The organism is Pseudomonas sp. PvP001, assembly GCF_040546375.1.
Lineage (GTDB): Bacteria > Pseudomonadota > Gammaproteobacteria > Pseudomonadales > Pseudomonadaceae > Aquipseudomonas > Aquipseudomonas coleopterorum.
In genome coordinates this window covers 4,589,561-4,610,896 of sequence record NZ_JBEPNQ010000001.1, presented here as the reverse complement: position 1 = coordinate 4,610,896, position 21,336 = coordinate 4,589,561, and the positions used below count along the sequence as shown (strand labels likewise).

General features: G+C 65.7%; 21 protein-coding genes and 1 pseudogene. 10 read left to right on the top strand and 12 right to left on the bottom strand.

Annotated elements, in window-relative coordinates:
- The first annotated feature begins 59 nt into the window (after positions 1–59).
- The gene (locus ABMD26_RS21090; protein ID WP_122743295.1) at positions 60–1,007 is read left to right on the top strand and encodes an AEC family transporter; all 948 of its coding nucleotides are present in this window, start codon (positions 60–62) and stop codon (positions 1,005–1,007) included.
- Here ABMD26_RS21090 and ABMD26_RS21085 read toward each other — a convergent pair.
- Positions 1,004–1,771, bottom strand: coding sequence for an SDR family NAD(P)-dependent oxidoreductase (locus tag ABMD26_RS21085; protein WP_354311592.1), 768 nt, complete (start codon positions 1,769–1,771; stop codon positions 1,004–1,006). The genes ABMD26_RS21090 and ABMD26_RS21085 overlap by 4 nt on opposite strands.
- 46 nt (positions 1,772–1,817) lie before the next feature.
- Entirely contained in the window at positions 1,818–2,882 is a 1,065-nt protein-coding gene (locus ABMD26_RS21080; protein ID WP_354311590.1) for a sigma-54-dependent Fis family transcriptional regulator, read from the bottom strand.
- A gap of 154 nt (positions 2,883–3,036) precedes the next feature.
- On the opposite strand from ABMD26_RS21080, the gene ABMD26_RS21075 reads away from it, so the two are divergent.
- Positions 3,037–3,939, top strand: a complete 903-nt coding sequence (locus ABMD26_RS21075) for a LysR family transcriptional regulator (RefSeq protein ID WP_122743298.1) — start codon at positions 3,037–3,039, stop codon at positions 3,937–3,939.
- Between the two features lie 221 nt (positions 3,940–4,160).
- On the opposite strand, the gene ABMD26_RS21070 is transcribed toward ABMD26_RS21075, so the two are convergent.
- The 3 genes from ABMD26_RS21070 to ABMD26_RS21060 all read right to left on the bottom strand — a co-directional run bounded on the left by ABMD26_RS21070 (position 4,161) and on the right by ABMD26_RS21060 (position 7,866).
- A complete protein-coding gene (locus tag ABMD26_RS21070) occupies positions 4,161–4,811 on the bottom strand; it encodes an SDR family NAD(P)-dependent oxidoreductase (RefSeq protein ID WP_502948326.1) in 651 nt (216 codons plus the stop codon).
- A 143-nt stretch (positions 4,812–4,954) separates the two neighbouring features.
- Positions 4,955–6,838: a TRAP transporter large permease gene (locus ABMD26_RS21065; RefSeq protein WP_122743300.1), complete on the bottom strand. Its 1,884-nt coding sequence runs from the start codon at positions 6,836–6,838 to the stop codon at positions 4,955–4,957.
- Entirely contained in the window at positions 6,835–7,866 is a 1,032-nt protein-coding gene (locus tag ABMD26_RS21060; protein ID WP_049859310.1) for a TRAP transporter substrate-binding protein, read from the bottom strand. Before ABMD26_RS21060 ends, ABMD26_RS21065 begins: the two co-directional genes overlap by 4 nt.
- A gap of 411 nt (positions 7,867–8,277) precedes the next feature.
- Here ABMD26_RS21060 and ABMD26_RS21055 point away from each other — a divergent pair, with 411 nt between their 5' ends.
- Genes ABMD26_RS21055 through ABMD26_RS21040 form a run of 4 tightly spaced genes read left to right on the top strand, consistent with a single transcriptional unit; the run spans position 8,278 to position 11,979 of the window.
- On the top strand, positions 8,278–9,447 hold the full coding sequence (locus ABMD26_RS21055) for an acetyl-CoA acetyltransferase (RefSeq protein ID WP_354311587.1): 1,170 nt from the start codon (positions 8,278–8,280) through the stop codon (positions 9,445–9,447).
- On the top strand, positions 9,444–11,021 hold the full coding sequence (locus ABMD26_RS21050) for an acyl-CoA synthetase (RefSeq protein WP_320521715.1): 1,578 nt from the start codon (positions 9,444–9,446) through the stop codon (positions 11,019–11,021). Before ABMD26_RS21055 ends, ABMD26_RS21050 begins: the two co-directional genes overlap by 4 nt.
- Complete coding sequence (locus ABMD26_RS21045) at positions 11,021–11,572, top strand: PPC domain-containing DNA-binding protein (protein ID WP_134721880.1); 552 nt, start codon at positions 11,021–11,023, stop codon at positions 11,570–11,572. The genes ABMD26_RS21050 and ABMD26_RS21045 overlap by 1 nt, the downstream gene beginning before the upstream one ends.
- Positions 11,569–11,979 (top strand): PPC domain-containing DNA-binding protein, encoded by a 411-nt coding sequence (locus ABMD26_RS21040; RefSeq protein WP_354311584.1) that lies wholly within the window; start codon positions 11,569–11,571, stop codon positions 11,977–11,979. The genes ABMD26_RS21045 and ABMD26_RS21040 overlap by 4 nt, the downstream gene beginning before the upstream one ends.
- Positions 11,980–12,333: 354 nt before the next feature.
- Here ABMD26_RS21040 and dld read toward each other — a convergent pair whose 3' ends face one another.
- Positions 12,334–13,350 carry a D-lactate dehydrogenase gene (dld, locus tag ABMD26_RS21035; RefSeq protein WP_354311855.1) on the bottom strand — a complete coding sequence of 339 codons (1,017 nt, stop codon included), beginning with the start codon at positions 13,348–13,350 and terminating at the stop codon, positions 12,334–12,336.
- A gap of 16 nt (positions 13,351–13,366) precedes the next feature.
- Between dld and ABMD26_RS21030 the strand changes: the two genes are divergently transcribed.
- A complete protein-coding gene (locus tag ABMD26_RS21030) occupies positions 13,367–13,570 on the top strand; it encodes a hypothetical protein (protein ID WP_354311866.1) in 204 nt (67 codons plus the stop codon).
- Here the strand turns inward: ABMD26_RS21030 and ABMD26_RS21025 are convergent.
- The 5 genes and pseudogenes from ABMD26_RS21025 to ABMD26_RS21005 all read right to left on the bottom strand — a co-directional run.
- Positions 13,556–14,017, bottom strand: a pseudogene (locus ABMD26_RS21025) (FAD-binding protein); the annotation flags it as partial. The gene ABMD26_RS21030 and the pseudogene ABMD26_RS21025 overlap by 15 nt on opposite strands.
- Positions 14,014–14,430: a RidA family protein gene (locus tag ABMD26_RS21020; protein ID WP_090357745.1), complete on the bottom strand. Its 417-nt coding sequence runs from the start codon at positions 14,428–14,430 to the stop codon at positions 14,014–14,016. The pseudogene ABMD26_RS21025 and the gene ABMD26_RS21020, both read right to left, overlap by 4 nt.
- 65 nt (positions 14,431–14,495) lie before the next feature.
- Complete coding sequence (locus tag ABMD26_RS21015) at positions 14,496–15,902, bottom strand: efflux transporter outer membrane subunit (RefSeq protein WP_354311581.1); 1,407 nt, start codon at positions 15,900–15,902, stop codon at positions 14,496–14,498.
- A gap of 1 nt (position 15,903) precedes the next feature.
- Positions 15,904–16,944: an HlyD family secretion protein gene (locus ABMD26_RS21010; protein ID WP_354311579.1), complete on the bottom strand. Its 1,041-nt coding sequence runs from the start codon at positions 16,942–16,944 to the stop codon at positions 15,904–15,906.
- Positions 16,941–18,464 carry an MFS transporter gene (locus ABMD26_RS21005; RefSeq protein WP_354311577.1) on the bottom strand — a complete coding sequence of 508 codons (1,524 nt, stop codon included), beginning with the start codon at positions 18,462–18,464 and terminating at the stop codon, positions 16,941–16,943. The genes ABMD26_RS21010 and ABMD26_RS21005 overlap by 4 nt, the downstream gene beginning before the upstream one ends.
- 83 nt (positions 18,465–18,547) lie before the next feature.
- Between ABMD26_RS21005 and ABMD26_RS21000 the strand changes: the two genes are divergently transcribed.
- The 3 genes from ABMD26_RS21000 (at position 18,548) to ABMD26_RS20990 (ending at position 20,481) form a co-directional block, all read left to right on the top strand.
- Entirely contained in the window at positions 18,548–19,324 is a 777-nt protein-coding gene (locus ABMD26_RS21000; protein WP_320521710.1) for an IclR family transcriptional regulator, read from the top strand.
- Positions 19,325–19,501: 177 nt separating this feature from the next.
- On the top strand, positions 19,502–20,176 hold the full coding sequence (locus tag ABMD26_RS20995; RefSeq protein ID WP_134721874.1) for a histidine phosphatase family protein: 675 nt from the start codon (positions 19,502–19,504) through the stop codon (positions 20,174–20,176).
- A 92-nt stretch (positions 20,177–20,268) separates the two neighbouring features.
- On the top strand, positions 20,269–20,481 hold the full coding sequence (locus ABMD26_RS20990) for a hypothetical protein (protein ID WP_056842937.1): 213 nt from the start codon (positions 20,269–20,271) through the stop codon (positions 20,479–20,481).
- 72 nt (positions 20,482–20,553) lie between these two features.
- Here the strand turns inward: ABMD26_RS20990 and ABMD26_RS20985 are convergent, their stop codons facing one another.
- Positions 20,554–21,306: a WecB/TagA/CpsF family glycosyltransferase gene (locus tag ABMD26_RS20985; RefSeq protein ID WP_134721873.1), complete on the bottom strand. Its 753-nt coding sequence runs from the start codon at positions 21,304–21,306 to the stop codon at positions 20,554–20,556.
- Positions 21,307–21,336 lie beyond the last annotated feature (30 nt).

The following is a 21,336-nucleotide window of genomic DNA, read 5'->3' as shown; positions in this document are numbered from 1 at the left end:
CCGTCCACCGCGGCACTGCTACACTTCGGCATCCAACCGTGCAAAGGACACCGTGCCCGATGCTTGCAATCTTCAACGTCGCCTTTCCAGTGTTCGGCTTGATTCTGGTGGGTTTCGTCTGCCGTCGGCGCAACGTTCTGGGGCCCAATGCCTCCATCGAGCTCAACCGATTCGTGATCTATCTGGGCCTCCCTGCCCTGCTGTTCGAAGCCATGGCGCGGCTGGGTACCTTGCAGGGTCTGAACCTGGGCTACGTGCTGGCTTTCGGCCTGGGCATGGGCATCGTTTTTCTGCTGACCCTGTGGCTGCGGTTGCGCGCCCACGCGCACTTTCTCGACGCCACCATCGACGCGCTGGGCGCCGGCTATCCCAATTCGGGATTTCTAGGCATTCCTCTGTGCCTGCTGACCTTTGGCGACCCCGGCATCGCTCCGGCAGTGATCGGCGCGGTGATGACCGCCTGCCTGCTGTTCGCCGTGGCCATCATCATGATCGAGACCTTCCAGCAGACCGAGAAACACCTGGGGCGCACGCTGCTCAAGGTCGGCCAGTCGCTGCTGCGCAATCCGATCATGGTGGCTCCGGTGCTGGGCTCGCTGGTGGCCTACAGCGGCCTGGTGCTCCCGGTGGGCGTTCGCCAGTTGTTCCAGTTTCTGGGTGCTGCGGCGGGGCCCTGTGCGCTGGTGTCGATCGGGCTGTTCCTGGCGGCGGAGAAATCCCAGAAAGCCGACAGCAAGACCCTGGCCATGCTGGTAGCGATGAAACTGCTGCTGCAACCGGCGCTGACGGCGTGGCTGGCGTTCTGGGTGTTCGACATCCCGGCGATGTGGGCCTGGGCAGCGCTGCTGGTGAGTGCCCTGCCCATCGGCAACGGGCCGTTCATGCTGGCCGCGTTGTATGGCCGCGAGGCTGATACCATGTCCCGTGCGATTCTGGTATCGACCCTGTTGTCGCTGGTCACGGTATCGCTGATCCTGGCGTTGATACCGGCTGCGGTGCAGCGCTAGTCGCGCATGTAGCCGCCGTCGACGTCCATGATCTCGCCGGTAACGAAGCTGGCGGCGTCGCTGGCAAGGAAGCACACGGCTGCGGCGATGTCCCGCGGTGAGCCGGCACGGCCCAGGGGCATGTCGGCGAGCACCCGGGCGCGTGCTTCGGGCGCCAGAGCTCGGGTCATCTCGGTGTCGGTCAAGGCCGGGGTGATGGCGTTGGCGGTGATGTTGAATGGCCCGGCTTCGCGGGCCAGGCCCTTGGTCAAGGCGATCACGCCGCCCTTGGCCGCTGCGTAGCAACTGTTGCCCAACAGACCACCGCCGCGTTTGCCGGCCACCGAGGCGATATTGATGATGCGCCCGGCGCGCCGCGCCATCATGCCGGGCAGCACGGCCTTGGCACAGAAAAACACGCTGGTGAGGTCGATGGCCAGGACCCGGTTCCATTCGGCGGCGCTGACGTCCAGCAACGGCCCGGTCGAGACGATCCCGGCATTGTTGACCAGAATGTCGATACCGCCCAGCGCTCGTTCGATGGTCTCGACCATGGCCTGCACCTGGCCTTCGTCGGCCACGTCCACGGCCACGCCGATGGCGTCGATGCCCAGTTTGCACAATTGCCCGGCAGCGGCGCTGGCGGCCGCGCCGTCGAGATCGGCAATCGCGACCCGTGCACCGCATTGACCCAGCGCCTGAGCGATGGCAAAGCCGATACCGCGCGCGGCACCGGTCACCACCGCCACCTGGCCGGTGATGGCAAGACTGATAGGGGCATTCATTATTGTTGTTCCCTTGGTTGAAGAGCCTGCAGCGCAAAGCGGGTCGTCAGGCCGGCTGGTAAACGCCCTGGGCGAGTTGGTCCTTGAGCGGCGGGATACCCAGCCGGCGTAATACCCGGTACAGCGACGGCCGACAGATGCCCAGGGCACGGGCTGCCGCGGACATGTTCCAGCGGCAGGCGTTGAGCACATCCAGCACGTCGGCGCGCTCGTCGACCGGCGTCGCCAGGGTTACCGGACGACGGATCGGCGTGACGTTGGCAGGCGCTGCCAGAGTAGACGTACCCTGTTGCGCAACAAAGTCCGCAGGCAGATCGCTGCGCTGGATGCGGCTGCCCTCCATCACCGCGCAGGCGTAGCGAATCACTGCACGCATCTGCCGCAGATTGCCTGGCCAGGGGTGATTGAGCAGCAGCGGCCAGACATCCGAAGCGATGACCTGCCGCGGGTCGCAGCCGGGCAGTTCGCTGGCCACCATCCGGCAGACCAGTTCGGCGCGGTCGGTACGCTCGCGCAGGGGCGGCAACTGTACGACGCCGGTGGCGATGCGATAGAACAGGTCTTCGCGAAAAGCACCCTGCTCGACCAGACCGGTGAGGTTCTGGTGGGTGGCGCAGATCAGCGCGAAGTCGACCTTGACGCTGCGCTCGGCACCCAGAGGGCTGACTTCGCGTTCGGCGATGACCCGCAGCAGGCGGGTTTGCTGTTCGAAGGGCATGTCGCCGATTTCGTCGAGAAACAACGTGCCGCCGTCAGCCTGCTGAACCTTGCCTTTCTTGCCGCAGGGCAACGCGCCGGAAAAGGCGCCGCGCGAGTAGCCGAACAGCTCGCTCTCGATCAGGCTTTCCGGAATGGAGGCGCAATTGAGCGCCACGCACTGGGCCCGATGGCGTTGGCTGTGGGCATGCAGGGCGCGGGCCAGCACTTCCTTGCCGGTGCCGGTTTCGCCCTGAACGAGCACGGCGATGCCGCGTTCCATCAGGCGCAGGGCGCGGCGGAAGGCCTGGCGCACCTGTGGGTCGCTGTCGTTGGCGATATCGGATTCGGGCAGTGGCGCGCAGGACAGTGCGGGCGAAGTGGTACGTGCAGTGTGTTCGCGAACGGAAGACATCGGCGTCACCTTTTATTGTTTTATAGCTCGTGACTATCTCGAGGTCTGGCGCTCGTGACGCAAGCCTCGACGCTGTGGCCATTTCACAATACGGCAGGCGGAGTTATGTTTTCCAATCCATAATCAGGTACCCACTGATACCTTTGCGAGCATCATGATCGAGCTCAGGCATTTACAGTATTTTCGTGCGTTGGCTGAAACCCTGCACTTTGGCCGTGCCGCCGAGCGCCTGCACATCTCCCAACCACCGCTGTCGCGACAGATTGCGCTGCTGGAGGAAGAGCTGGGCGTGAAGCTGTTCGATCGCTCGCGGCGCCATGTGGAGCTGACCGATGCCGGCCAGCGGTTCTATCTGGACACCGGCACGGTGTTCGCCGCGTTCGAGCAGGCCAAGCGCAATGCGCTGGCGGCGGCGCGGGGGGCGGCGGGTGAGCTGTCGGTGGGGTTCATGATGTCGACGGCCTACAGCGTCACTCCGGCCATCACCCGGCGTTACGCGGCGCAGTACCCGCAGGTGAACCTCAAGCTGACCGAAACCCTGCCCATGGACCTGGCCCAGGACATCAGCAGCGGCAGCAAGGATGTGGCGATCATGTACCGGCCGCAGGATTGCAGCGGGCTGGAAACGGTGACCATCTACCGTGAAGAGATGACGGTGGTGCTGCCGCCGGGGCATCGGTTGCTCGAACAGCCGCTGATCGATCCGCGCGACCTGGCGGCGGAAACCTTCATCATCGTGCCACGGCGTATCGCCCCGGCGCTGCATGACATGATCGTCAATTACTGCCTGCAGCATGGCGTGACGCCGAACGTCGGGCTGGAAATCAACATGCAGCAGACCATCGTCAACCTGGTCGGCGAAGGCCTGGGCATCGCCATCGTGCCGCGCTCGATGCGCAACATGCGCCTGACCACCACCACCTTCCGCCCGCTGGTGGCGCCGCCAGTGGTCGAGGTGGTCGCGGTGTGGAAGGCCGACAATCACAATCCCTGCATTGCCACTTTCGTGGAAAGCGCCATGCGCGCGGGTGAAGAGGCGACGCTGCAGGATCAGTGAGGGGCGATACATCCTGGAGGCTGACCCGGCAGGTGAGCTGACATTATGGGAGCGGTGCTTTTGTAGCAGCGGCGCGAGCCGCGTCGGCGGTGCATGCGATCTGTCTGATGTACCGAAGCGCGGCCTTCGCGGGCAGAGGGCTCGCCGCCTGCCCCGCTCCCATAGGAAGCTCCACTACCCCAGGGATTTTGACAAGTCAGCGTTCGCGCTCGCCGACGCGCTCAGATTTCCAGAATGCCGGACGCCATGTAGCCGCCATCCACAGGAATCACATGACCGCTGATGTAGGAAGCATCGTCGGAGGCGAGGAAGGCCACCGCGCCGGCCATTTCCGCCGGGGTGCCGTAGCGGCGCATGGGTACGGCGCGGGCATAGGAGTCGCGGGTGGCGCTGGAGTGCAGGCGCTGGGTCAGTGGTGTATCCACCGGCCCCGGCGCGATGCCATTGACGGTGATGCCGTACTCGGCCAGTTCGACCGCCATCTGCCGGGTCAGACCGATCACCGCGGCCTTCGACGTGCCATAGGCCGTGCGCCCCGTGCTCGCCCGCATGCCACTGATTGACGCGACGTTGATGATCCGCCCCCAGCCCTGCTCCTTCATCAGCCGCGCGGCCTGCTGACCGCACAGCAGCGCACCGGTCACGTTGATGTTCAACACCCGCTGCCAATCGGCCAGGTCGCAGTCCAGAAAGGCCTGGGTCCTGGCGATGCCGGCATTGTTCACCAGCACGTCGCAACGCGACAGACCGGCGAACACCTCGGCGATCGACTGCGCATCACCGATATCGATCACCACCGCCCGCGCCTCGATACCCTGGGCGTGCAAACCGGCGACCATTTCTTCGGCGGCGCCGCGGTTGATGTCGGCCACCACCACACTGTGGCCGTCCTCGCCCAGGCGCTGGGCGATCGCCGCGCCAATGCCCCATGGCCGCGCCGGTGATGAAGGCCACCCGGCCCTCGCCGCTCTTGCTGGGAAGCTGTCTGACTGCTTGGCTCATGACCAGGACTCTCTTAAAGGAAACCGATGGAAATCCACGGAAAACAGGCAACGATGACCAGCGCCACTACCAATGCTGCCAGGTAACCCCAGACGCGGCGGATGACATGGTCGGACGGCGTCTTGCTGATCGCACAGGCGGCGTAGAAACCCACGCCCAGGGGCGGCGCGAACAGGCCGATGCCCATGGCCAGGATCACCACCATGGCGTAGTGCACCGGATGAATGCCGAGCATTTCGGCGAGCGGGAACATCAATGGGCCGAACAGCACGATGGCTGGAATGCCTTCGAGCACGCTGCCTAGAATCAGGAAGGTCACGATGGTGACGAACATGAAGCCGATGGCGCCGCCGGGGATTTCGCTTATCAGGTCGACCAGATTGGCCGAGAACCCCGACTGGGTCAGTGCCCAGGCCATGGCCGAAGCCATGCCGATGATCAACAGGATCGCCCCGGACAACGCCGCGGCCTCGATCATCATCGGGTAGACCTTGCGGAACTCGATGTGGCGCATGAACAGGTGCATCACCAAGCCCACCAGCACCACATAGGCCACGCCGATGGTCGAGACTTCGGTAGCCGTGGCCGCACCTTCGAGCACCGCCACGCGGATCAGCAATGGCAAGGCCAGGGCCGGCAGCGCGACCATGAAGGTCTTCGCCACCACCGACATCGGTGCCCGCTTGACGGTGGGCATGGCTTCCTTGCGCGAGCGCCACCAGCAGACGATGGCGATGACCACGGTGGCCACCACCGCCGGCATCAGGCCGCCGATGAACAGCGCGGTGATCGAGACACTGCACACGGCGCCGATGGTGATCAGCACCAGGCTCGGCGGAATGGTTTCGGTCATCGCCCCGGTGGCCGCCAGCAGGGCGGCCAGCTCTTCGGGCTCGGAGCCGCGTTTCTTCATCTCCGGAAATAGTGCCGGCGCAACCGCTGCCATGTCGGCCACCTTGGAGCCGGAAATCCCCGACACCAGGAACATGGCGCCAAGCAGCACGTATTGCAGACCGCCGCGGACATGACCCAGCAGCGAGGCCATGAAGTCGATCAGCGTGCGGGCCATGCCCGATAGCTGCAGCACCACGCCCAGCAGGACGAACAGCGGCACGGCGAGCAGCACCATGTGCGACATGCCTTCGTCCATGCGCCCGACGACGATGGACAACGGGGCGTGAGTCGCCAGCGCCAGATAGGCCATGGTGGCGGTGCCGAAGGCGAACGCGATCGGGATGCCCCCGAACACGCAGGCGCCCAGCAGTACCAGGAAGAACACCACCAGGTTGTAGTTGCCGATCTCGGCGAGCAGCGGCTGGGCCAGCCACAGCGTACCGCCTACCACGGCGACCACGGCCACGCCGGCGACGAACTGGCGCAGGGTGGAATAGCGCGCCATGCGCGCGACCGCCGCCAGCAGCATGAGCATGGCGCCGACCGGCAGCGCGGCGGCGCGCACGCCGTCGGGAATGCCCAGGGCCGGCGTGGTGATCGCCATCTGTTCGTGGGAGTGGACCATCGCCGGGGTGATGATCATGGCCACGAACAGCACCACGATCAGCGCCGACAGGGTTTCGCTGAAACCGCGCCAGGCCGGCGGCAGCTTGTTGACCAGCGCCGACATGCGCATGTGCTCGCCCCGATCGAGCGCCAGCACGGCGCCGAACATCGCCAGCCAGATGAACAGCGACGAGGCCAGCTCGTCGGTCCACACCAGCGGGTTGTGAAACACGTAGCGCGAGACGACGCCGGCGAGCAGCACGCAGGTTTCCACCAGCATCAAGGCCACGGCAAGCACCTCGACCACGCGCATGGCGCAGCGATTGAGGCAGGTCAGCGCCCGGGCCGGCAGGCGCATGGCAACGGTTTCGGCCGGCATCGCCTCGGCGCTCATCATGCCAGCTTCCCGGAGTATTTTTCGAGGATGGCCCAGGCGGCCTCACCAAACTTCTCGTGCCAGTCGGCGTAATAGTTGGCGCTGCGCAGCTTCTCGCGGAACGCCTGCGGCTCGGTGTCGGCCAGCTCCAGGCCTTTTTCCTTGAGGGTGTCGCGGATGCTGCCCTGCAAGGCGGCCAGGTCGGCGCGCTGGCCCATGACCGCAGCATCGATGTGCTTGCGCACCACCGCCTGCACGTCGGCCGGCAGGCGGGCGAACGACTTGCTGTTGCCGAGCATCCAGAAGCCGTCCCACACATGGTTGGTCAGCGAGCAGTACTTCTGCACTTCATAGAGTTTGGCCGACGACACCAGGGTCAGCGGGTTTTCCTGACCCTCGACGATGCGCGTCTGCAGGGCCGAATACACTTCGGCGAAATTGATGCTGGTGGGCGCCGCCTCGAATGCCTTGAAGATCGACATGATGATCGGACTGGGTGGCACGCGCAGCTTCATGCCCACCAGATCTTCGGGCTTGAGCACCGGGCGGGTACTGGTGGTGGTGACGCGAAAGCCGTTGTCCCACATCTTGTCGAAGGCGAACAGGGTTTCGGTCTTGGCGATCTCGCTGCGCACGTGGGCGCCCAGGTCACCGTCCATCGCGCTCCAGACCTGATCGTAGTCCTTGAAGGCAAAACCCACGGCGCTGATCTGCACCGAAGGCACCAAGGTACCGAGGATGACCGGCGACAACGCGAACAGGTCCACCGCGCCGGAACGCACCTGGGCCAGGGTGTCGGTATCGCTGCCCAGCTGGCTGCTGGGGAACACCTGGATCTGCACCGCGCCGTTGGTTTCTTCCTTGATGGCCTTGGCCATTTCCCGCGCCCGCACGTTCATCGGGTGAATCATGGGCAGGTTGTTGGCGAACTTGAGCCTGAAATCCGCTGCCTCGCTGCGTGGGCTGAACAAGCCCAGCCCCGTGGCGGCAACGGCCGCCGATGCGAGGGTGGCGGTCTTGATAAAACGGCGGCGCGAGAAATCACTCATGTAGCTCTCCTGACCTTCTTGTTTTTATTGACCAGCTTTCATTCACCGGGCTGCCGGGGCAGGCGCTGGGGTACCGGTGAGAAAGCAAATCGGGTGCCACCCCTGCCCGACCCGCGGAAAAACCGTGCCCATCGGCGTGCAGCGGACAGCAAGCTGCTGTTTTGTCTGAACAAACTCGTACCGATGTGAATGTATCCGCAGATGTCAGGCGCCAAGCCCTGCCCGGCTCGATCTAACAGGTGTCTCCCTCAGGTGTCGCCCAGCACCGACGAAGCGACACCTGGGGCGACACCCGACGTCTGCGGGGTAACAGCCAGCCCGCCGCCGGCTGGCGTTTCAAGGCCTTGGCACCGCTCTTGCTATCGCCCTTGGCAAACAACATCAACAAGCCTTCAATCGAGGACACACCTCATGGGTTCGCCAGTCATCAGCGGTTGGTTCCACTCCCCCTTCGGCAAATTCGACCAGCTCGACCCCGAGCAGATGGTGGCCGATGCGGCCGTGGGCGCGCTCGAACATGCCGGGCTGGACGCCGAGCAGATCGATTCGGTCCACGTCGGCCATTTCAATGCCGGCTTTCTGTATCAGGACTTTCCTTCCGCGCTGCTCGCCAATCATATTCCGGCGCTGCGCTTCACCCCGTCGGTACGTCTGGAAAACGCCTGCTCCACCGGCTCGGCAGCCATCCACTCGGCGCTGCAGGCGGTGCTCTCGGGGCAGGCTCGGCACGCGCTGGTGGTGGGCTTCGAGAAGATGAACACGCTGCCCACCGACGAGGTCGGCAAGATCCTGCTCAAGTGCTGCTACGCCAAGGAGGAAGCGCAGATCGAAGGTGGCTTCGCCGGGGTGTTCGGCACCATCGCCCAGACCTACTTCGAGCGCTACGGCGACCAGTCCGACGCGCTGGCGATGATTGCCGCGAAAAACCACGCCAACGGCGCACTGAACCCCTACGCGCACATGCGTCGCGACCTGGGCTATGACTTCTGTCGCGAACCGTCGGCGAAGAACCCGTTCGTGGCCGGACCGCTCAAGCGCACTGACTGCTCGCTGATCACCGACGGCGCTGCCGCGCTGATCATCAGCCGCGACGACCACGCGCCCGGCCGGGGCCAGGCGATCAGCTTCAGGGCGGCGGTGCAGGTCAACGACTACCTGCCACTGTCGCGCCGCGACCCGACGGTGTTCGAAGGCGCCGCGCGAGCCTGGCAACAGGCGCTGGACACCGCGGGGCTGAGCCTGGCTGATCTGTCGCTGGTGGAAACCCACGACTGCTTCACCATTGCCGAGCTGCTGGAATACGAGGCCATGGGCCTGGCCGAGCGTGGCCAGGGCGCGCGGGTGATTGCCGAAGGCATCAGCCGCAAGGATGGTCGCCTGCCGGTCAACCCGTCCGGCGGACTCAAGTCCAAGGGCCACCCGATCGGTGCCACCGGGGTGTCGATGCACGTGATGGCGGCCATGCAGCTCAGCGGCCAGGCCGGCGACATGCAGTTGGCCAAGGCCGATCGCGCCGGCGTCTTCAACATGGGCGGCGCGGCGGTGACCAACTACGTGAGCATTCTGGAGCGCGTGCAATGACCGGCATCGACAACGTGATGAACCTGGGCGAACTGCTCAACCAGATCGCCCGGCGCTATCCGGACGCGCCGGGCTTCATTCGCGGCGAGCAGGTGCACACCTGGCGCAGCATTTCGCAACGGGTCGACAGCGTCGCCGCGGCGCTGCGCGCGCGGGGGGTGGGCAAGGGCGACAAGCTGCTGGTGCATTCGCGCAACAACCTGCCGCTGTTCGAAAGCGCCTGGGTGGCGTTCCGCCTGGGTGCGGTGTGGGTGCCGACCAACGTGCGCATTACCCCGCCCGAGGCCGCCTACCTGGGCAGTTCCAGCGGTGCGGTGGCGATGCTCTACGACGAGGGGCTGGCGCATTACGTGGATGCGGTGCGCGCCGAGTCGCCGGCGCTGGCGCAGGTGATCGCCATCGGCGAGCCGCGCGCGGGCGAACTGAGCTACGGGCAATTGCTCGACGAAGGCGCGCCACACGCCAGCACGTTCCGCGCCGCCGACGTCAATTACCATGACCCGCTGTGGTTCTTCTACACCTCCGGCACCACCGGTCATCCCAAGGCCGGTGTGCTCACCCACGGGCAGATGGCCTTCGTCATCAACAACCACATTGCCGACCTGATGCCGGGCCTCTCCCAGCATTCGCGCTCGCTGGTGCTGGCGCCGCTGTCTCACGGGGCCGGCATCCACGCGCTGGTCAACGTGGCGCGTGGCGCCGCCTGCGTACTGCCGGCCAGCGACCGGCTGGACTGCGACGAAGCCTGGCGCCTGGTACAGGAACACCGCGTCGACAACCTGTTCACCGTGCCGACCATCGTCAAGATGCTCACCGAAGACCCTGCCGTCGACCGCTACGACCACAGCAGCCTGCGCCATGTGATCTACGCCGGCGCGCCGATGTACCGCGCCGATCAATGCCACGCCCTGCGCAAGCTGGGCAAGGTGCTGGTGCAGTATTACGGTCTGGGCGAGGTCACCGGCAACATCACCGTGCTGCCCGCCGATTGCCACGACGCCGAAGACTCGCCCGCCGCCAAGGTCGGCAGTTGCGGCTATCCGCGCACGGGCATGCAGGTGGCCATTCTGGACGACGCCGGCAACGAGTTGGCCACCGGTGAGGACGGCGAGATCTGCGTACGCGGACCGGCTGTGTTCAGCGGCTATTACAACAACCCGACGGCCAACGCCAGTTGCTTCAAACACGGCTGGTTCCACACCGGCGACCTGGGCCATGTCGACGAACAGGGGTATCTGTTCATCACCGGCCGCGCCTCGGACATGTACATCTCTGGCGGCTCCAACGTGTACCCGCGCGAGGTCGAGGAAGCGCTGCTGACGCATCCGGCGGTCAACGAGGTGGCGGTGCTGGGCATGCCGGACGAGAAATGGGGCGAGTGCGGCTGCGCGGTGATCGTCACCACCGGCCAGGTCAGCGACGAGCAGTTGCTGGCCCACCTGGAGCCGCGCCTGGCCCGCTACAAGTGGCCCAAGCGCTTCGTGCGCTGGGACGCCATGCCCAAGTCCGGCTACGGCAAGATCGTCAAGAAGCAGATCCGCACCCTGCTGCAGGAACGCGAGGAGGTGGCCTGATGAATCCCCATTTCGAGGAGCGCGACGGCGTGCGGGTTTTCGTCCATGGCGGGCCGGCCCAGCAGCCGCGTCGGCTGGACCGCAGCGTGGCCCAGGGTGAAGAACTGCGCCTGGTGCTGCCGCTGGCGTGCAACGTCGGCGCAGGCGTACTGCAAGCCCTGCAGGGGCGTCGGTACGGCAGCGCCGTGGGCCGCATCCTGTGTGGTGGCGCGGCGCACCTGAGCTACCACCGCATGGTGGTCACCGACAAGCCGGAGCGCCCCTACGACTACGGCGCCCCGGTGGTGCTGGACGGCTACATCACTTTCATCAGCGGTGCCATCACCGTGGGCCGGGATGCGCAGAACAGGCCATTGCTGCACTGCCACGCCGGCTTTCTGGATCGCGACGGCGAGCAGCACGGCGGCCATCTGCTGCTCGACAGGCTGGTGGTCGGCAGCGAAAGCCTGGTGATCCGCCTGTGCCTGTTCGACCAGGTGGCCTACCAGGCCCAGCCCGACGCGGAAACCCATTTCAGCCTGTTGCACCCGATCGATCAGGAGGCCTCATGAACCCCAGCGCCGTACTCGAACCCGACCTGTCCCCTTCAACCGTCCAGACCGGCCGCCTGGGGCGTCTGGTGGTGGCGCGGCTCAAGCCCAACGAAGACATCGTCGAAAGCGCCGAAGCCCTGTGTGCCAGCCACGGCATCGAGCTGGCCGTGATTCGCGGCGGGTTGGGCAGCCTGATCGACGCACAGCTGGGCTATCTGGGCCGACAGGGCATGAAGACCCTGACCGTGCCCGGGCCCGGCGTGGAGATACTGAGCATCAGCGGCGAGATCGTCATCGGTGAGAGCCGACTGCAAGCCGTGGTGGCCGACGCCGACGGCAACATCTTCGCCGGACGCCTGGAGCGCGGCCGCAACCTGTCGTTCATCACCGTGGAACTGACCCTGCAGGAATGGCTGCCCGACTGAATCGGCGGCAACCCCCTGGACAAGAAACAGCCCCGTGCAAGAAGCAGTGGAAACCTGTGGGAGCGGGTTCTACCCGCGAAAGGGACGCCGCGGTCTACCAGATGCACCGCGTCGAGCCCTTCGCGGGCAGAGCCCGCTCCCACAGGAAACGGCGGTGGCCTTGTGGACAAGAGACGCTGGTGACCTGTGGGAGCGGGTTCTACCCGCGAAAGGGGTGCAGCGGTCTACCTGATGCACCGCGTCGAGCCCTTCGCGGGCAGAGCCCGCTCCCACAGGAAACGGCGGTGGCCTTATGGACAAGAAACAACGGTGACCCTGTGGGAGCGGGTTCTACCCGCGAAGGGGGCGCCGCGGTCATTCGTGCCAGTGGCGGCACTTCGAGGTCTGGCCGACACCCGGATTGAAGGCGTTGCACGGGTCCAGTTGCTGATAGAAGGCCTTGAGCGCGGGCTTGGCCGGGTACAGATGGCCGACGTTGTGCTCGGCCGGATACTCGGCGCCGCGTTCGTCGAGCAGGGCCCACATGCGATGCTCCACCGCCAGACAATCGCTGCCCTTGCGCAGGATGTAGTCCTGGTGGAACACGTGGCAGAAGAAATGCCCGTAGTAGAGTTTGACGATCATCTGCCGATCGATGTCTGCGGGCAGCGTCTCGAACCACTGCCGATCATTGCGCGCCAGGGCAATGTCCAGCGCCACGATATCCTCCACCTCCCGATCGTGCACGGCGCGGTAGCGCACCGCAGCACCGGCGGCAGCGAAGCGATGCAGGAAGGCCTTGCTGCCCTCTTCTGCGGTGCACCGGAAGAAATCACCGTCACGTCCGGCGAACAGCTCTTCCAGCAGCTTCTGGGTCGGCGCCACCGAGCCGGCGGACACCTTGAGCATCAAGTAGTGTTCATAGCGCTGACGGAACTCGCGAATGCGTGGCGGCAGGTGCTCGGGAAAGCAGCGCGCCGCCAGTTGCAGGACACGGTCGGCGAGGTTGGCACGCAGCCAGGGAAGGCGCTTGAGAAAAGTGTCGGCGCGGCTCTTCAAGGCGAACAGCTTGGGCAGGCGCTGGGTGCCCAGGTGGTGGATCATCAGAAACGTGTCCTTGCCGTATTCGGCGGCCACGTCGTAGGCGTCGCGGTGCATGTACTCGCCGGCGATCGGCAGCTCGTCGAACCGTTCGAGCATGTGCCGGCGGATCTGGGTGAGGTCGGCGGTGTCGTTGCTGCCGATGTAGAACACCGCGGTGTCGCGCTCGGCGGCGAAGGTGTCCAGGCGTACCGCGAACACCGCCAGCTTGCCGGCACTGCCGCTGGCCTCGTACAGGCGCTGGTGGTCGGCATTGAAGCGTGCGGGCGTGGGCGCGTCGACCTCGCGCACATAGGCGGCGTAGCAATTGGTCGGAGCCCAGCCCGGCGTCGGCCTTGATATCGGCGGCGGTGTAGCGCTGAGCGTCCAGGTTGCCGAGGATCTGCTCGGGCGTATCGCCCAGTTCGACGCCCAGGTGATTGACCAGTTGCAAGGTGCCATCGGCGCCGAGCTGGGCGTACACCGCCATCTGCGTGTAGGCCGGGCCGCGACGCACCAGCGAGCCGCCTGAATTGTTGCAGACGCCGCCGAACACCGACGCGCCGATGCACGAGGAACCGATCACCGAATGGGGCTCGCGACCCAAAGGCTTGAGGACCTTCTCCAGCTGATCGAGGGTCGAGCCGGGGAAGCAGATGACCTGACGGCCCTCCTCGATCACGTGCACCGTGCGCATGCGCAAGGTGCTGATGATCACCACTTCACGGTCGTAACCGCCGTCGGGGGTGGAACCTCCGGTCAGGCCGGTGTTGGCCGCCTGCATGATGACGATCACATCGGCCGCCACGCAGGCCTTGACCACCTGCCACTGCTCCAGCAGCGAGCCGGGGCGGACCACGGCCAGCGCGTTGCCACTGCCGAAGCGGAAACCCTGCCGAAAGCGTTCGGTCTCGGCCGAGTCGGTGAGCACATGGCTGGCGCCGACGATATTTCGGAGTGCGCTGATCAATTCGCTCATTGCGGCATCACCGCCACCGCATCGACTTCGATGAGCATGCCGTCCAGGGCCAAGCGTGGCACCGGGATCAAGGTGCAGGCCGGGGTCATGGCATCGCCCCACGCCTCGCGCAGGGTGTCGCTCCAGATGGCCAGGCGCTCATGGTCGTGGTCGACGATCAATACGGTCAGCTTGGCGACGTGGGCGTAGTCGGCACCGGCTGCACCGAGGGCGGTGCGCAGGTTGGCCAGGGCCTGCCCGGCCTGCAACTGAAAGTCCGCGGAAATGCTGCTGTCCAGGCTTTCACCGCCTTGCCCGGCGATGAACAACAACTTGCTGCCTCCGGCGACCTCGGCCACATGGGAGTAACCATAGGGCGCCGGGTCGAACAGGCCGGGCGGATTGCTGAGCTTGAGCGGGACGTGGTCGGGCATGGGCAGGCTCCTGTTGGCTGACAGACCTTACCCTAGCACGGCTTGCCGGGTGCATCGCGGCTTCTTCAGGCGTCTTTCGGCCAGCCGCCGCCGAGGGCCCGATACAGACGCACGCGGTCGATCGCCGCAGCGGTGGCGCTGTCCACCAGCTGGCTTTGCGTGGCCAGCAGCGCGCGCTGCACACCCAGGACGTTGATGAAGTCGGTCGCGCCCTGATTGTAGCGGTCGCGGGCCGTACCCAGGGCCACCGTGTTCTGCCGCACCGCCTCGCTCAGCGCAGCATGGTGCTGCTGTTCGGCGGCGTAGTCGCTCATGGCATCGTCGACCTCGTGCCAGGCGGCCAGCACCACCCGTTGGTAGTCCAGCGCCGCTTCCTGCTGCTGATGCTCGCGCAGCTCCAGGGTGCCGGTCAGGCGTCCGCCCTGGAAGATCGGCAGGTACAGGCTGGGGCCGAACGACCAGTTGCGCGAATCCCAGCCGCCCAGGTCGGAGCCATTCAGGGCCTGAAAGCCGAAGCTGGCGCCCAGGCTCACCCGTGGATAGAAATCGGCCTTGGCCACGCCGATGGCGGCCGTGGCCCGATGCAATGCCGCCTCGCTGCGCTGGATGTCGGGCCGGCGCTGGGCCAACTCCGAGGGCAGGCCCATGGGCACGTCCGGGGCCGGGTCGGGAATGGCGCGTGGAGTGCGCAGTTCGTCGGCCAGGGCGCGCGGCGGTTCGGCCAGCAGGTAGCTCAGCGCGTTGATCAAACGGTCCTGCTGCGCCTGCAGCACGGGCAGCGAGGCTTCGATGGTGGCCACCAGCGCGGCGGCGTTGGCGGTGTCCAGGTTGGTGGTGACGCCGTTCTCGTAGCGGGTCTGGGTCAGACGCTGGCTCTGCCGGGCGATCTCCAGGTTCTCCCGCGCCACGGCCAGGCGCGCCTGCACGCCACGCAGGCGGATGTAGTCGGTGGCCGTACGCGCGGCGATGCTCAGGCCGACCGCGTCGCGCTGGGCCTGGCTGAACTGGACGTCGGCCTCGGCCATCTCGACGCTGCGCTGGACGTGCCCCCACAGGTCGACCTCCCAGCTGGCGTCGAGCGCCCCGCTCCACAGCTCGAACGGTGCTCGGCCGCTCTGCCCTGACGGGTCGTTGAGGCCTTCGGCGCTGTTGCGCTCGCGCTGGTAGCCACCGCGCGCGCTGAGCCCCGGCAACTGCTCGCTGCCGCTGACCTGGCGCAGGGCCTGACTTTGCTGCACGCGGTTGGCCGCCGAACGGATGTCCAGGTTGGCCTTGGCAGCCCGGGTGACCAGCGCGGTCAATTGCGGGTCGCCCAGCTGTTGCCACCAGGCGCGGTCCAGCGCTGCGTCGCCGCGGGTACCGGCGCTGTCCTGCCACTGCGCGGGCAGCGCCGCTGCGGGGCGTTGGAAGTCCGGCCCGACGCTGCAGGCAGCCAGGCCACTCAGGGTCAGGGCAAGCAATGCACGTTTCATCTCAGGGCTCCTGGGTGGTATCGACCGACGCAACCACTGACAAGCCAACGCGCAGCCGGTCCAGATGGGGCTGATCGGTTTCGAACACCACCTTGACCGGAATGCGCTGGACCACCTTGGTGAAGTTGCCGGTGGCGTTGTCCGGGCTGATCTGCGCGAACGACAGACCCGTGGCCGGCGCCACGCTGTCGATGTGGCCGTGGAAGACCTGGTCGGGAATGCTGTCGACATGAATGTCCACGCGCTGATTGGCATGCATGTGCGCCAGTTGCGTCTCGCGGAAGTTGGCCACCACGAACGCCTGATGCAGCGGCACCACGGCCAGCAGGGGTCGACCGGGGGCGACATAGGCACCGACGCGCACCGAGCGCTGACCGATCATGCCGTCGGCCGGTGCCAGAATCTGCGTGTAGGACAGGTTCAGCTCGGCCTGTTCCAGCGCCGAGCGATCCTTGTCCACCGCCGCCTCGGCCACTTCCAGTTCGGCCTTGAGCACATCCAGGGTGCGCTGGGCGGCGACCCGCGAGGCGCCATCACGGTCGCGCGACGCTTCCCAACCCTGCAACTCGGCCTCGGCCTTCTGCCGCTCTTCCTGGGTGCCGGCGCCGGCCTGGGACAGGTTGCGGTAACGCTGAGCATTGGCCTGGGCGAACTTCAGGGAAGCGGCGGTGGCGCGCGTGGCAGCGCTGGCCTGGTCGATCACCGCTCCCTGCCGCTCGATGCTGGCGCGCAGGTTCTTCACCTGCGCCTGTGCGGCATCGACGTTGGCCCGGGCCGCCGCCACCGAGGCCGTGTAGTCGCGCGGGTCCAGGCGCGCGAGCAACTGCCCGGCCTTGACCGACTGGTTGTCCTGCACCAGTACCTCGGTGACCACCCCGGCCACCCGCGGCGCCACCAGCACCGAGTCGGCGCGGATGTAGGCGTCGTCCGTGCTCTGTACGCCGCTGCGGTGCAGCACCTGGTAGAGGCCATAGGCGGCGCAGACGAGGATGACAGCAACGATGAGGAAGACAGCGGTGCGATGTTTGATGACAGATTTCATGACGGTACCGGGGGTTGCGGTGGATAGGCGCGTTTGGGCAGGGTCAGCAACACCACCAGCAGCACGGCGATGAAGGCCAGCAGCGCCAGGAACGCGTCGCTGTAGCTGAGCACGAAAGCCTGGGCGCGAACGCGGCCGGCCAGTTCGGCAGCCGGCTCGCCGTAGAGCGGCAACAGGCTCTGGTAGCTGTTGCCGACCTGATCGAGCAAGGTGTTGGAATGCAGGTGCTCACGGGCGGTGACGAAGTTTTCCAGCACCACGCCGGCGACCACCGACGACAAGCCGCGCAGGGTATTGACCATGGACGAGGCGAACGGCCCCTCCAGCGGATGGATGACCCCGGTGGCGATCATCAGCAGCGGCACCACCACCATCGGCTGGCCGAAGGTGTGCAGCGCCTGCAACAGATAGAAGTCGTCGCGAATCCATTCGCCGGTGAGCTGCGAGCCGCCCAGCAGCGCCAGGGTCAGCAGGCCGAAACCTGCGGCCATCACGTAGCGCGAGTCGACCCAGTTGCGGTTGATGACGAACGCCACCAGCGGCGCGATGAGCAACTGCGGGATGGCAATGCACAACGCGGTGGGCATGGTCTGCAACGGCCGATAGCCTTGAATGTGAGTCAGGTAGCCCGCCGGAATCGCGCTGCCGGCCATGCCGACGAACAGGAACAGGCACAGCGTGGTGATGCCGAAGGCGAAGTTGCGCCGCCCCAGCAACTGCAGTTTGAACAGCGGCAGTGGATGAAACCATTCGTTGAGCAGAAACAGCGGCAGGCAGACACCGGCACCGATCAGCAGCAAGGCAATCAAGGGCGACTCCAGCCAGTCCAGCCGTTCGCCCTGGGTCAGGCCGATGATCAGCATGCTCAGGCCGGCCGTGCCCAGTAGTGCACCGCGCCAGTCGGCCTGCCTGAAGCGCTCCAGACGCAGTGGATCCTGCGGCAGACCATAAGCGATGCACGCGGCACCGATCAGGCACGCCGGGATGATCTGCCAGAACACCATGCGCCAGTCGCTGCCCTCGGTCCACAGCGCGGCGAGGGGCATGGCCAGGTTCGGTCCGAAGGTTGCGGTGAGCGCGTAGGCCGACAGCCCGTACAATTTGATGTGCCACGGCAGGAAACGCAGTGCGGCGGTCATCAGCAGTGGCGGCAGCGCGCCTCCGGCCAGCCCCTGAAGCACGCGCAACAGCAGCAGGCTTTCCAGGTTGGGGGCGAACGGGCACAGTGCACCGAAGCCGGCGAAGGCCACGGTCACCACAATAGCGAAGCGCCGCAACGAAAAGGTCACGGCCAACCAGGGCGCCAGCAGCATCGCCGAGACTTCGGCCGCCGCGTAGGCAGAGCTGATCCAGCTGCCTTCGTCGTGGCCGAAGCCATAGATCCCCAGCAGGTCCGCCAGAGTGATGTCGGTGACGCGGTCGTTGATGCCGGAGGTCAAGGCGGCGATCAGCACGCCGACCAGCCCGATGGCCAGGCGCCAGCCGAACGGCGCCGGGACCGGAGGTGAAGGTGGGGACACGGATGGGACCTGCTTGCTGCAAATGACGATGAACCACTAATTGCGATACACTGTACCGAACAGCGATACAAAAGGCAAATTGCATGACCAGCGACAACGACCGTAGCGGCATACAAGTCATCTCTCGGGCCGCGGCCATTCTGCGCTGCCTGGAAAGCGAGCCCGACGGCCTGAGCCTGGGCGCGATCGCCAAGCGCATCGACCTGCCCCGCTCCACGGTGCAACGGCTGGTCGATGCGCTGGCCCATGAGGAGCTGCTCAAGGTCCAAGGCGCCGGTGGGGTGTGCCTTGGCCCGGCATTGATGCGCCTGGCGTCGAACAGCCATGTCGACCTGATTACTCAGGTGCGTCCTTATATGGAGGCACTGACCGAACGCACCGGAGAGACGGCAGTGCTGGTCAACCGCAACGGCACTCACCTGATGCTGCTGCATTCGGTGGTGTCGCCGCAGCCCTTGCGAGTAGCGCCCTCCTCGGGCAGCTTCCTCAGTGTCTACGCGACTTCGGGCGGCAAGGCACTGTTGGCCAAGATGAGCGACGAGGCCGTGGTGCAACTGCTCGGCCCGGTGTTGGAACCACTGACCCCGAGCACCCCGGATCTGCCACGCCTGCTCGAACAGCTGGCCGAGGTCCGCGAGCGGGGTTATGCCTGCGACGCCAACGAGCACATGATGGGTGTGGGCGCCATGGCCGTGGCCCTGCAGACCTCGCAAGGTCAGTACGCGCTGGCACTGGTGGGTCCGGTATGGCGGGTCGAGGCGCAGCATGCGTTCTTCCGTGAAGCGCTGTTCGACACTCGCGAGGCCCTGGCCGGTGTCCTCAGCGCGGGCTTGCGTGCCAGCGAGCCATCGTCAATTTGAAACAAAATGCTATTACTTTGATCAGCGCGAACCGTGAACAAACGGGCAACATGACACTCAGAGAGTCGTCCCTGCCACTGGATAATGGGCAGGAAAAACAAAGACAGGGAGAGCCCAGGCGCCAGCGCGCGGCCGTCGGGTGTGTCAGCTAACCCAAGAGAGTTGAAGACCCTTCCTATGAAAATCCTGAGCAACTGTGTCCGACAGTTGAAACGCTCCTCCTACGCCTTGCCTGCGCTGCTGCTGGCGGGTACCTGCTCCTTCCTCGCCCTGGAAATCAGCGACAGCCGCGCCGAGTCGGTCGATGGCACGCAGACCTTGGTGTTCCTGCGTCACGCCGAGAAGCCCGCCGGCGGCCTTGGCCAGCTCAATTGCCAAGGCCTCAACCGCGCGCTGAACCTGGCCGAGTTGCTGCCGGAGCGGTTCGGCAATGCCGATTACGTGTTCGCGGCCGACCCCGGCCGGCACGTCGAGGAAGGCGAGAACGACGAATCCTACAGCTACCTGCGTCCGCTCATGACCATCAGCCCCAGCGCCATTAAGCTCGGCCTGCCGGTGAACATCGACTATGGCGCCAACGATACCCAGGACCTGGCCCGTGAGCTGATGCGCGACAAGTACCACAACGCGGTGATCTACACCGCCTGGTCCCATGGCTACCTGCCCGAGCTGATCAACGAAGTGGCCGGCCGCGCGGTGGGCCAGGAGATGAACATCACCGAAGACTGGGCCGCCAACGACTTCGATTCGGTGTACGTGCTCACGCTGACCTGGCACGATGGCAAGGCCAGCCTGCTCTCGCGCAACGTCAAGCAGGGCCTGGACAACGGCCACACCGCCTGCCCGGCCTAGCGGCGGGCCTGGGTTCACACGCAGCACCAAGCGTTGCAAGGGAGGCTCGGGTATACTGCCGCTCCCTTTCAACGTGCTGCCCCGGAGTCACCATGCCTGCCAACCAACATCCCGATGCCGAGCCGATCGTTCAGGACGCCGAAGTCGATGGCCAGGCAGCGATCCCGGCCTTTACGTTCCCGTTCAAGCCCGGCGCGTTCGCGACCAAGCAAGCGGCCAGCTACCCCGGCGCGGGCAAGTCCAACCATGACAAGACCCCAGGCCGCGCCCCGAACGGCACTCGCCGCTCCATGGGCAAGCGCTGATACCTTTCGTCAGGACGCCAGAATGACAAAGCCACCCGAAGGTGGCTTTGTCATTTTCAGGGTGTACCAGGTTCAGGGCTTGTCGCGCTGCTGCGCATATTGCCGCTGCTGCGAACGCTGGCGCAGGATGATCGGCAGGATGCGCCGTCCGTCGTTCCAATAGCGTCCGGCCAGGCGGCTCGGCTCGCTGAGAATGCGGTGCAGCCATTCCAGAGAGAGCTTCTGTACCCACATCGGCGCACGCTGGACCTTGCCCGACAGGAAGTTCAGCGCCGCACCGGTGCAAAGGCCCACGCCATGGGTACGACCGCGATCGGCGATCAGCTTGCACAGCATTTCCTGGCGCGGCGAGCCGACCGACATGATCAACAGCTGCGCCCGATGCTGCTCGACGAACTGCAAGGTGGCCTCCACTTCGGCAGGGTTGTCGATGAAGCCCATCGGCGGGTTGTAGTGCAGGAACGTCACCGCCGGATAGCGCTGGGTCAGTATTTCCACCACATCGGTGGTGGAGCCGACGACCGTCACGGTCCAGCCTTCGCGCTGGGCTTCGTCCATCACCGACACGGTCAGGGTGCTGCCGGGGATGGCCTCGGGCACGCCGGCGTCGAACTTGCGCAATACCGGCATCAATACCCGGCTGTCGCAGACCCGGTAGGCCGCAGCGTCGTAGGCACTGCGGAAGACCGAGTCGTTTTCAAGCAGCACAACGTGGTTGACGTTGGCGGTCACTACGTAACCAAAAGGCTTGTTCACGTCGCCCTTGATGGCACGGATCAGGTCCCTTTGGTCACCTTTGTAGAAATCTATCCCAAAAACTTTCATCCAGGCCGTCCTATCAGTTCTAGAATGCGT

What these genes read in the sequence shown, in the direction of transcription:
- ABMD26_RS21015 (WP_354311581.1), bottom strand. Translation starts at nt 15,902, where the DNA reads ATGAAACGTGCATTGCTTGCCCTGACCCTGAGTGGCCTGGCTGCCTGC.
- ABMD26_RS21065 (WP_122743300.1), bottom strand. Translation starts at nt 6,838, where the DNA reads ATGATGAGCGCCGAGGCGATGCCGGCCGAAACCGTTGCCATGCGCCTG.
- ABMD26_RS21090 (WP_122743295.1), top strand. Translation starts at nt 60, where the DNA reads ATGCTTGCAATCTTCAACGTCGCCTTTCCAGTGTTCGGCTTGATTCTG.
- ABMD26_RS20985 (WP_134721873.1), bottom strand. Translation starts at nt 21,306, where the DNA reads ATGAAAGTTTTTGGGATAGATTTCTACAAAGGTGACCAAAGGGACCTG.
- ABMD26_RS20990 (WP_056842937.1), top strand. Translation starts at nt 20,269, where the DNA reads ATGCCTGCCAACCAACATCCCGATGCCGAGCCGATCGTTCAGGACGCC.
- ABMD26_RS21080 (WP_354311590.1), bottom strand. Translation starts at nt 2,882, where the DNA reads ATGTCTTCCGTTCGCGAACACACTGCACGTACCACTTCGCCCGCACTG.
- ABMD26_RS21020 (WP_090357745.1), bottom strand. Translation starts at nt 14,430, where the DNA reads ATGCCCGACCACGTCCCGCTCAAGCTCAGCAATCCGCCCGGCCTGTTC.
- ABMD26_RS21000 (WP_320521710.1), top strand. Translation starts at nt 18,548, where the DNA reads ATGACCAGCGACAACGACCGTAGCGGCATACAAGTCATCTCTCGGGCC.
- ABMD26_RS21050 (WP_320521715.1), top strand. Translation starts at nt 9,444, where the DNA reads ATGACCGGCATCGACAACGTGATGAACCTGGGCGAACTGCTCAACCAG.
- ABMD26_RS21060 (WP_049859310.1), bottom strand. Translation starts at nt 7,866, where the DNA reads ATGAGTGATTTCTCGCGCCGCCGTTTTATCAAGACCGCCACCCTCGCA.
- ABMD26_RS21010 (WP_354311579.1), bottom strand. Translation starts at nt 16,944, where the DNA reads ATGAAATCTGTCATCAAACATCGCACCGCTGTCTTCCTCATCGTTGCT.
- ABMD26_RS21075 (WP_122743298.1), top strand. Translation starts at nt 3,037, where the DNA reads ATGATCGAGCTCAGGCATTTACAGTATTTTCGTGCGTTGGCTGAAACC.
- ABMD26_RS21055 (WP_354311587.1), top strand. Translation starts at nt 8,278, where the DNA reads ATGGGTTCGCCAGTCATCAGCGGTTGGTTCCACTCCCCCTTCGGCAAA.
- ABMD26_RS21085 (WP_354311592.1), bottom strand. Translation starts at nt 1,771, where the DNA reads ATGAATGCCCCTATCAGTCTTGCCATCACCGGCCAGGTGGCGGTGGTG.
- ABMD26_RS21040 (WP_354311584.1), top strand. Translation starts at nt 11,569, where the DNA reads ATGAACCCCAGCGCCGTACTCGAACCCGACCTGTCCCCTTCAACCGTC.
- ABMD26_RS21045 (WP_134721880.1), top strand. Translation starts at nt 11,021, where the DNA reads ATGAATCCCCATTTCGAGGAGCGCGACGGCGTGCGGGTTTTCGTCCAT.
- ABMD26_RS20995 (WP_134721874.1), top strand. Translation starts at nt 19,502, where the DNA reads ATGAAAATCCTGAGCAACTGTGTCCGACAGTTGAAACGCTCCTCCTAC.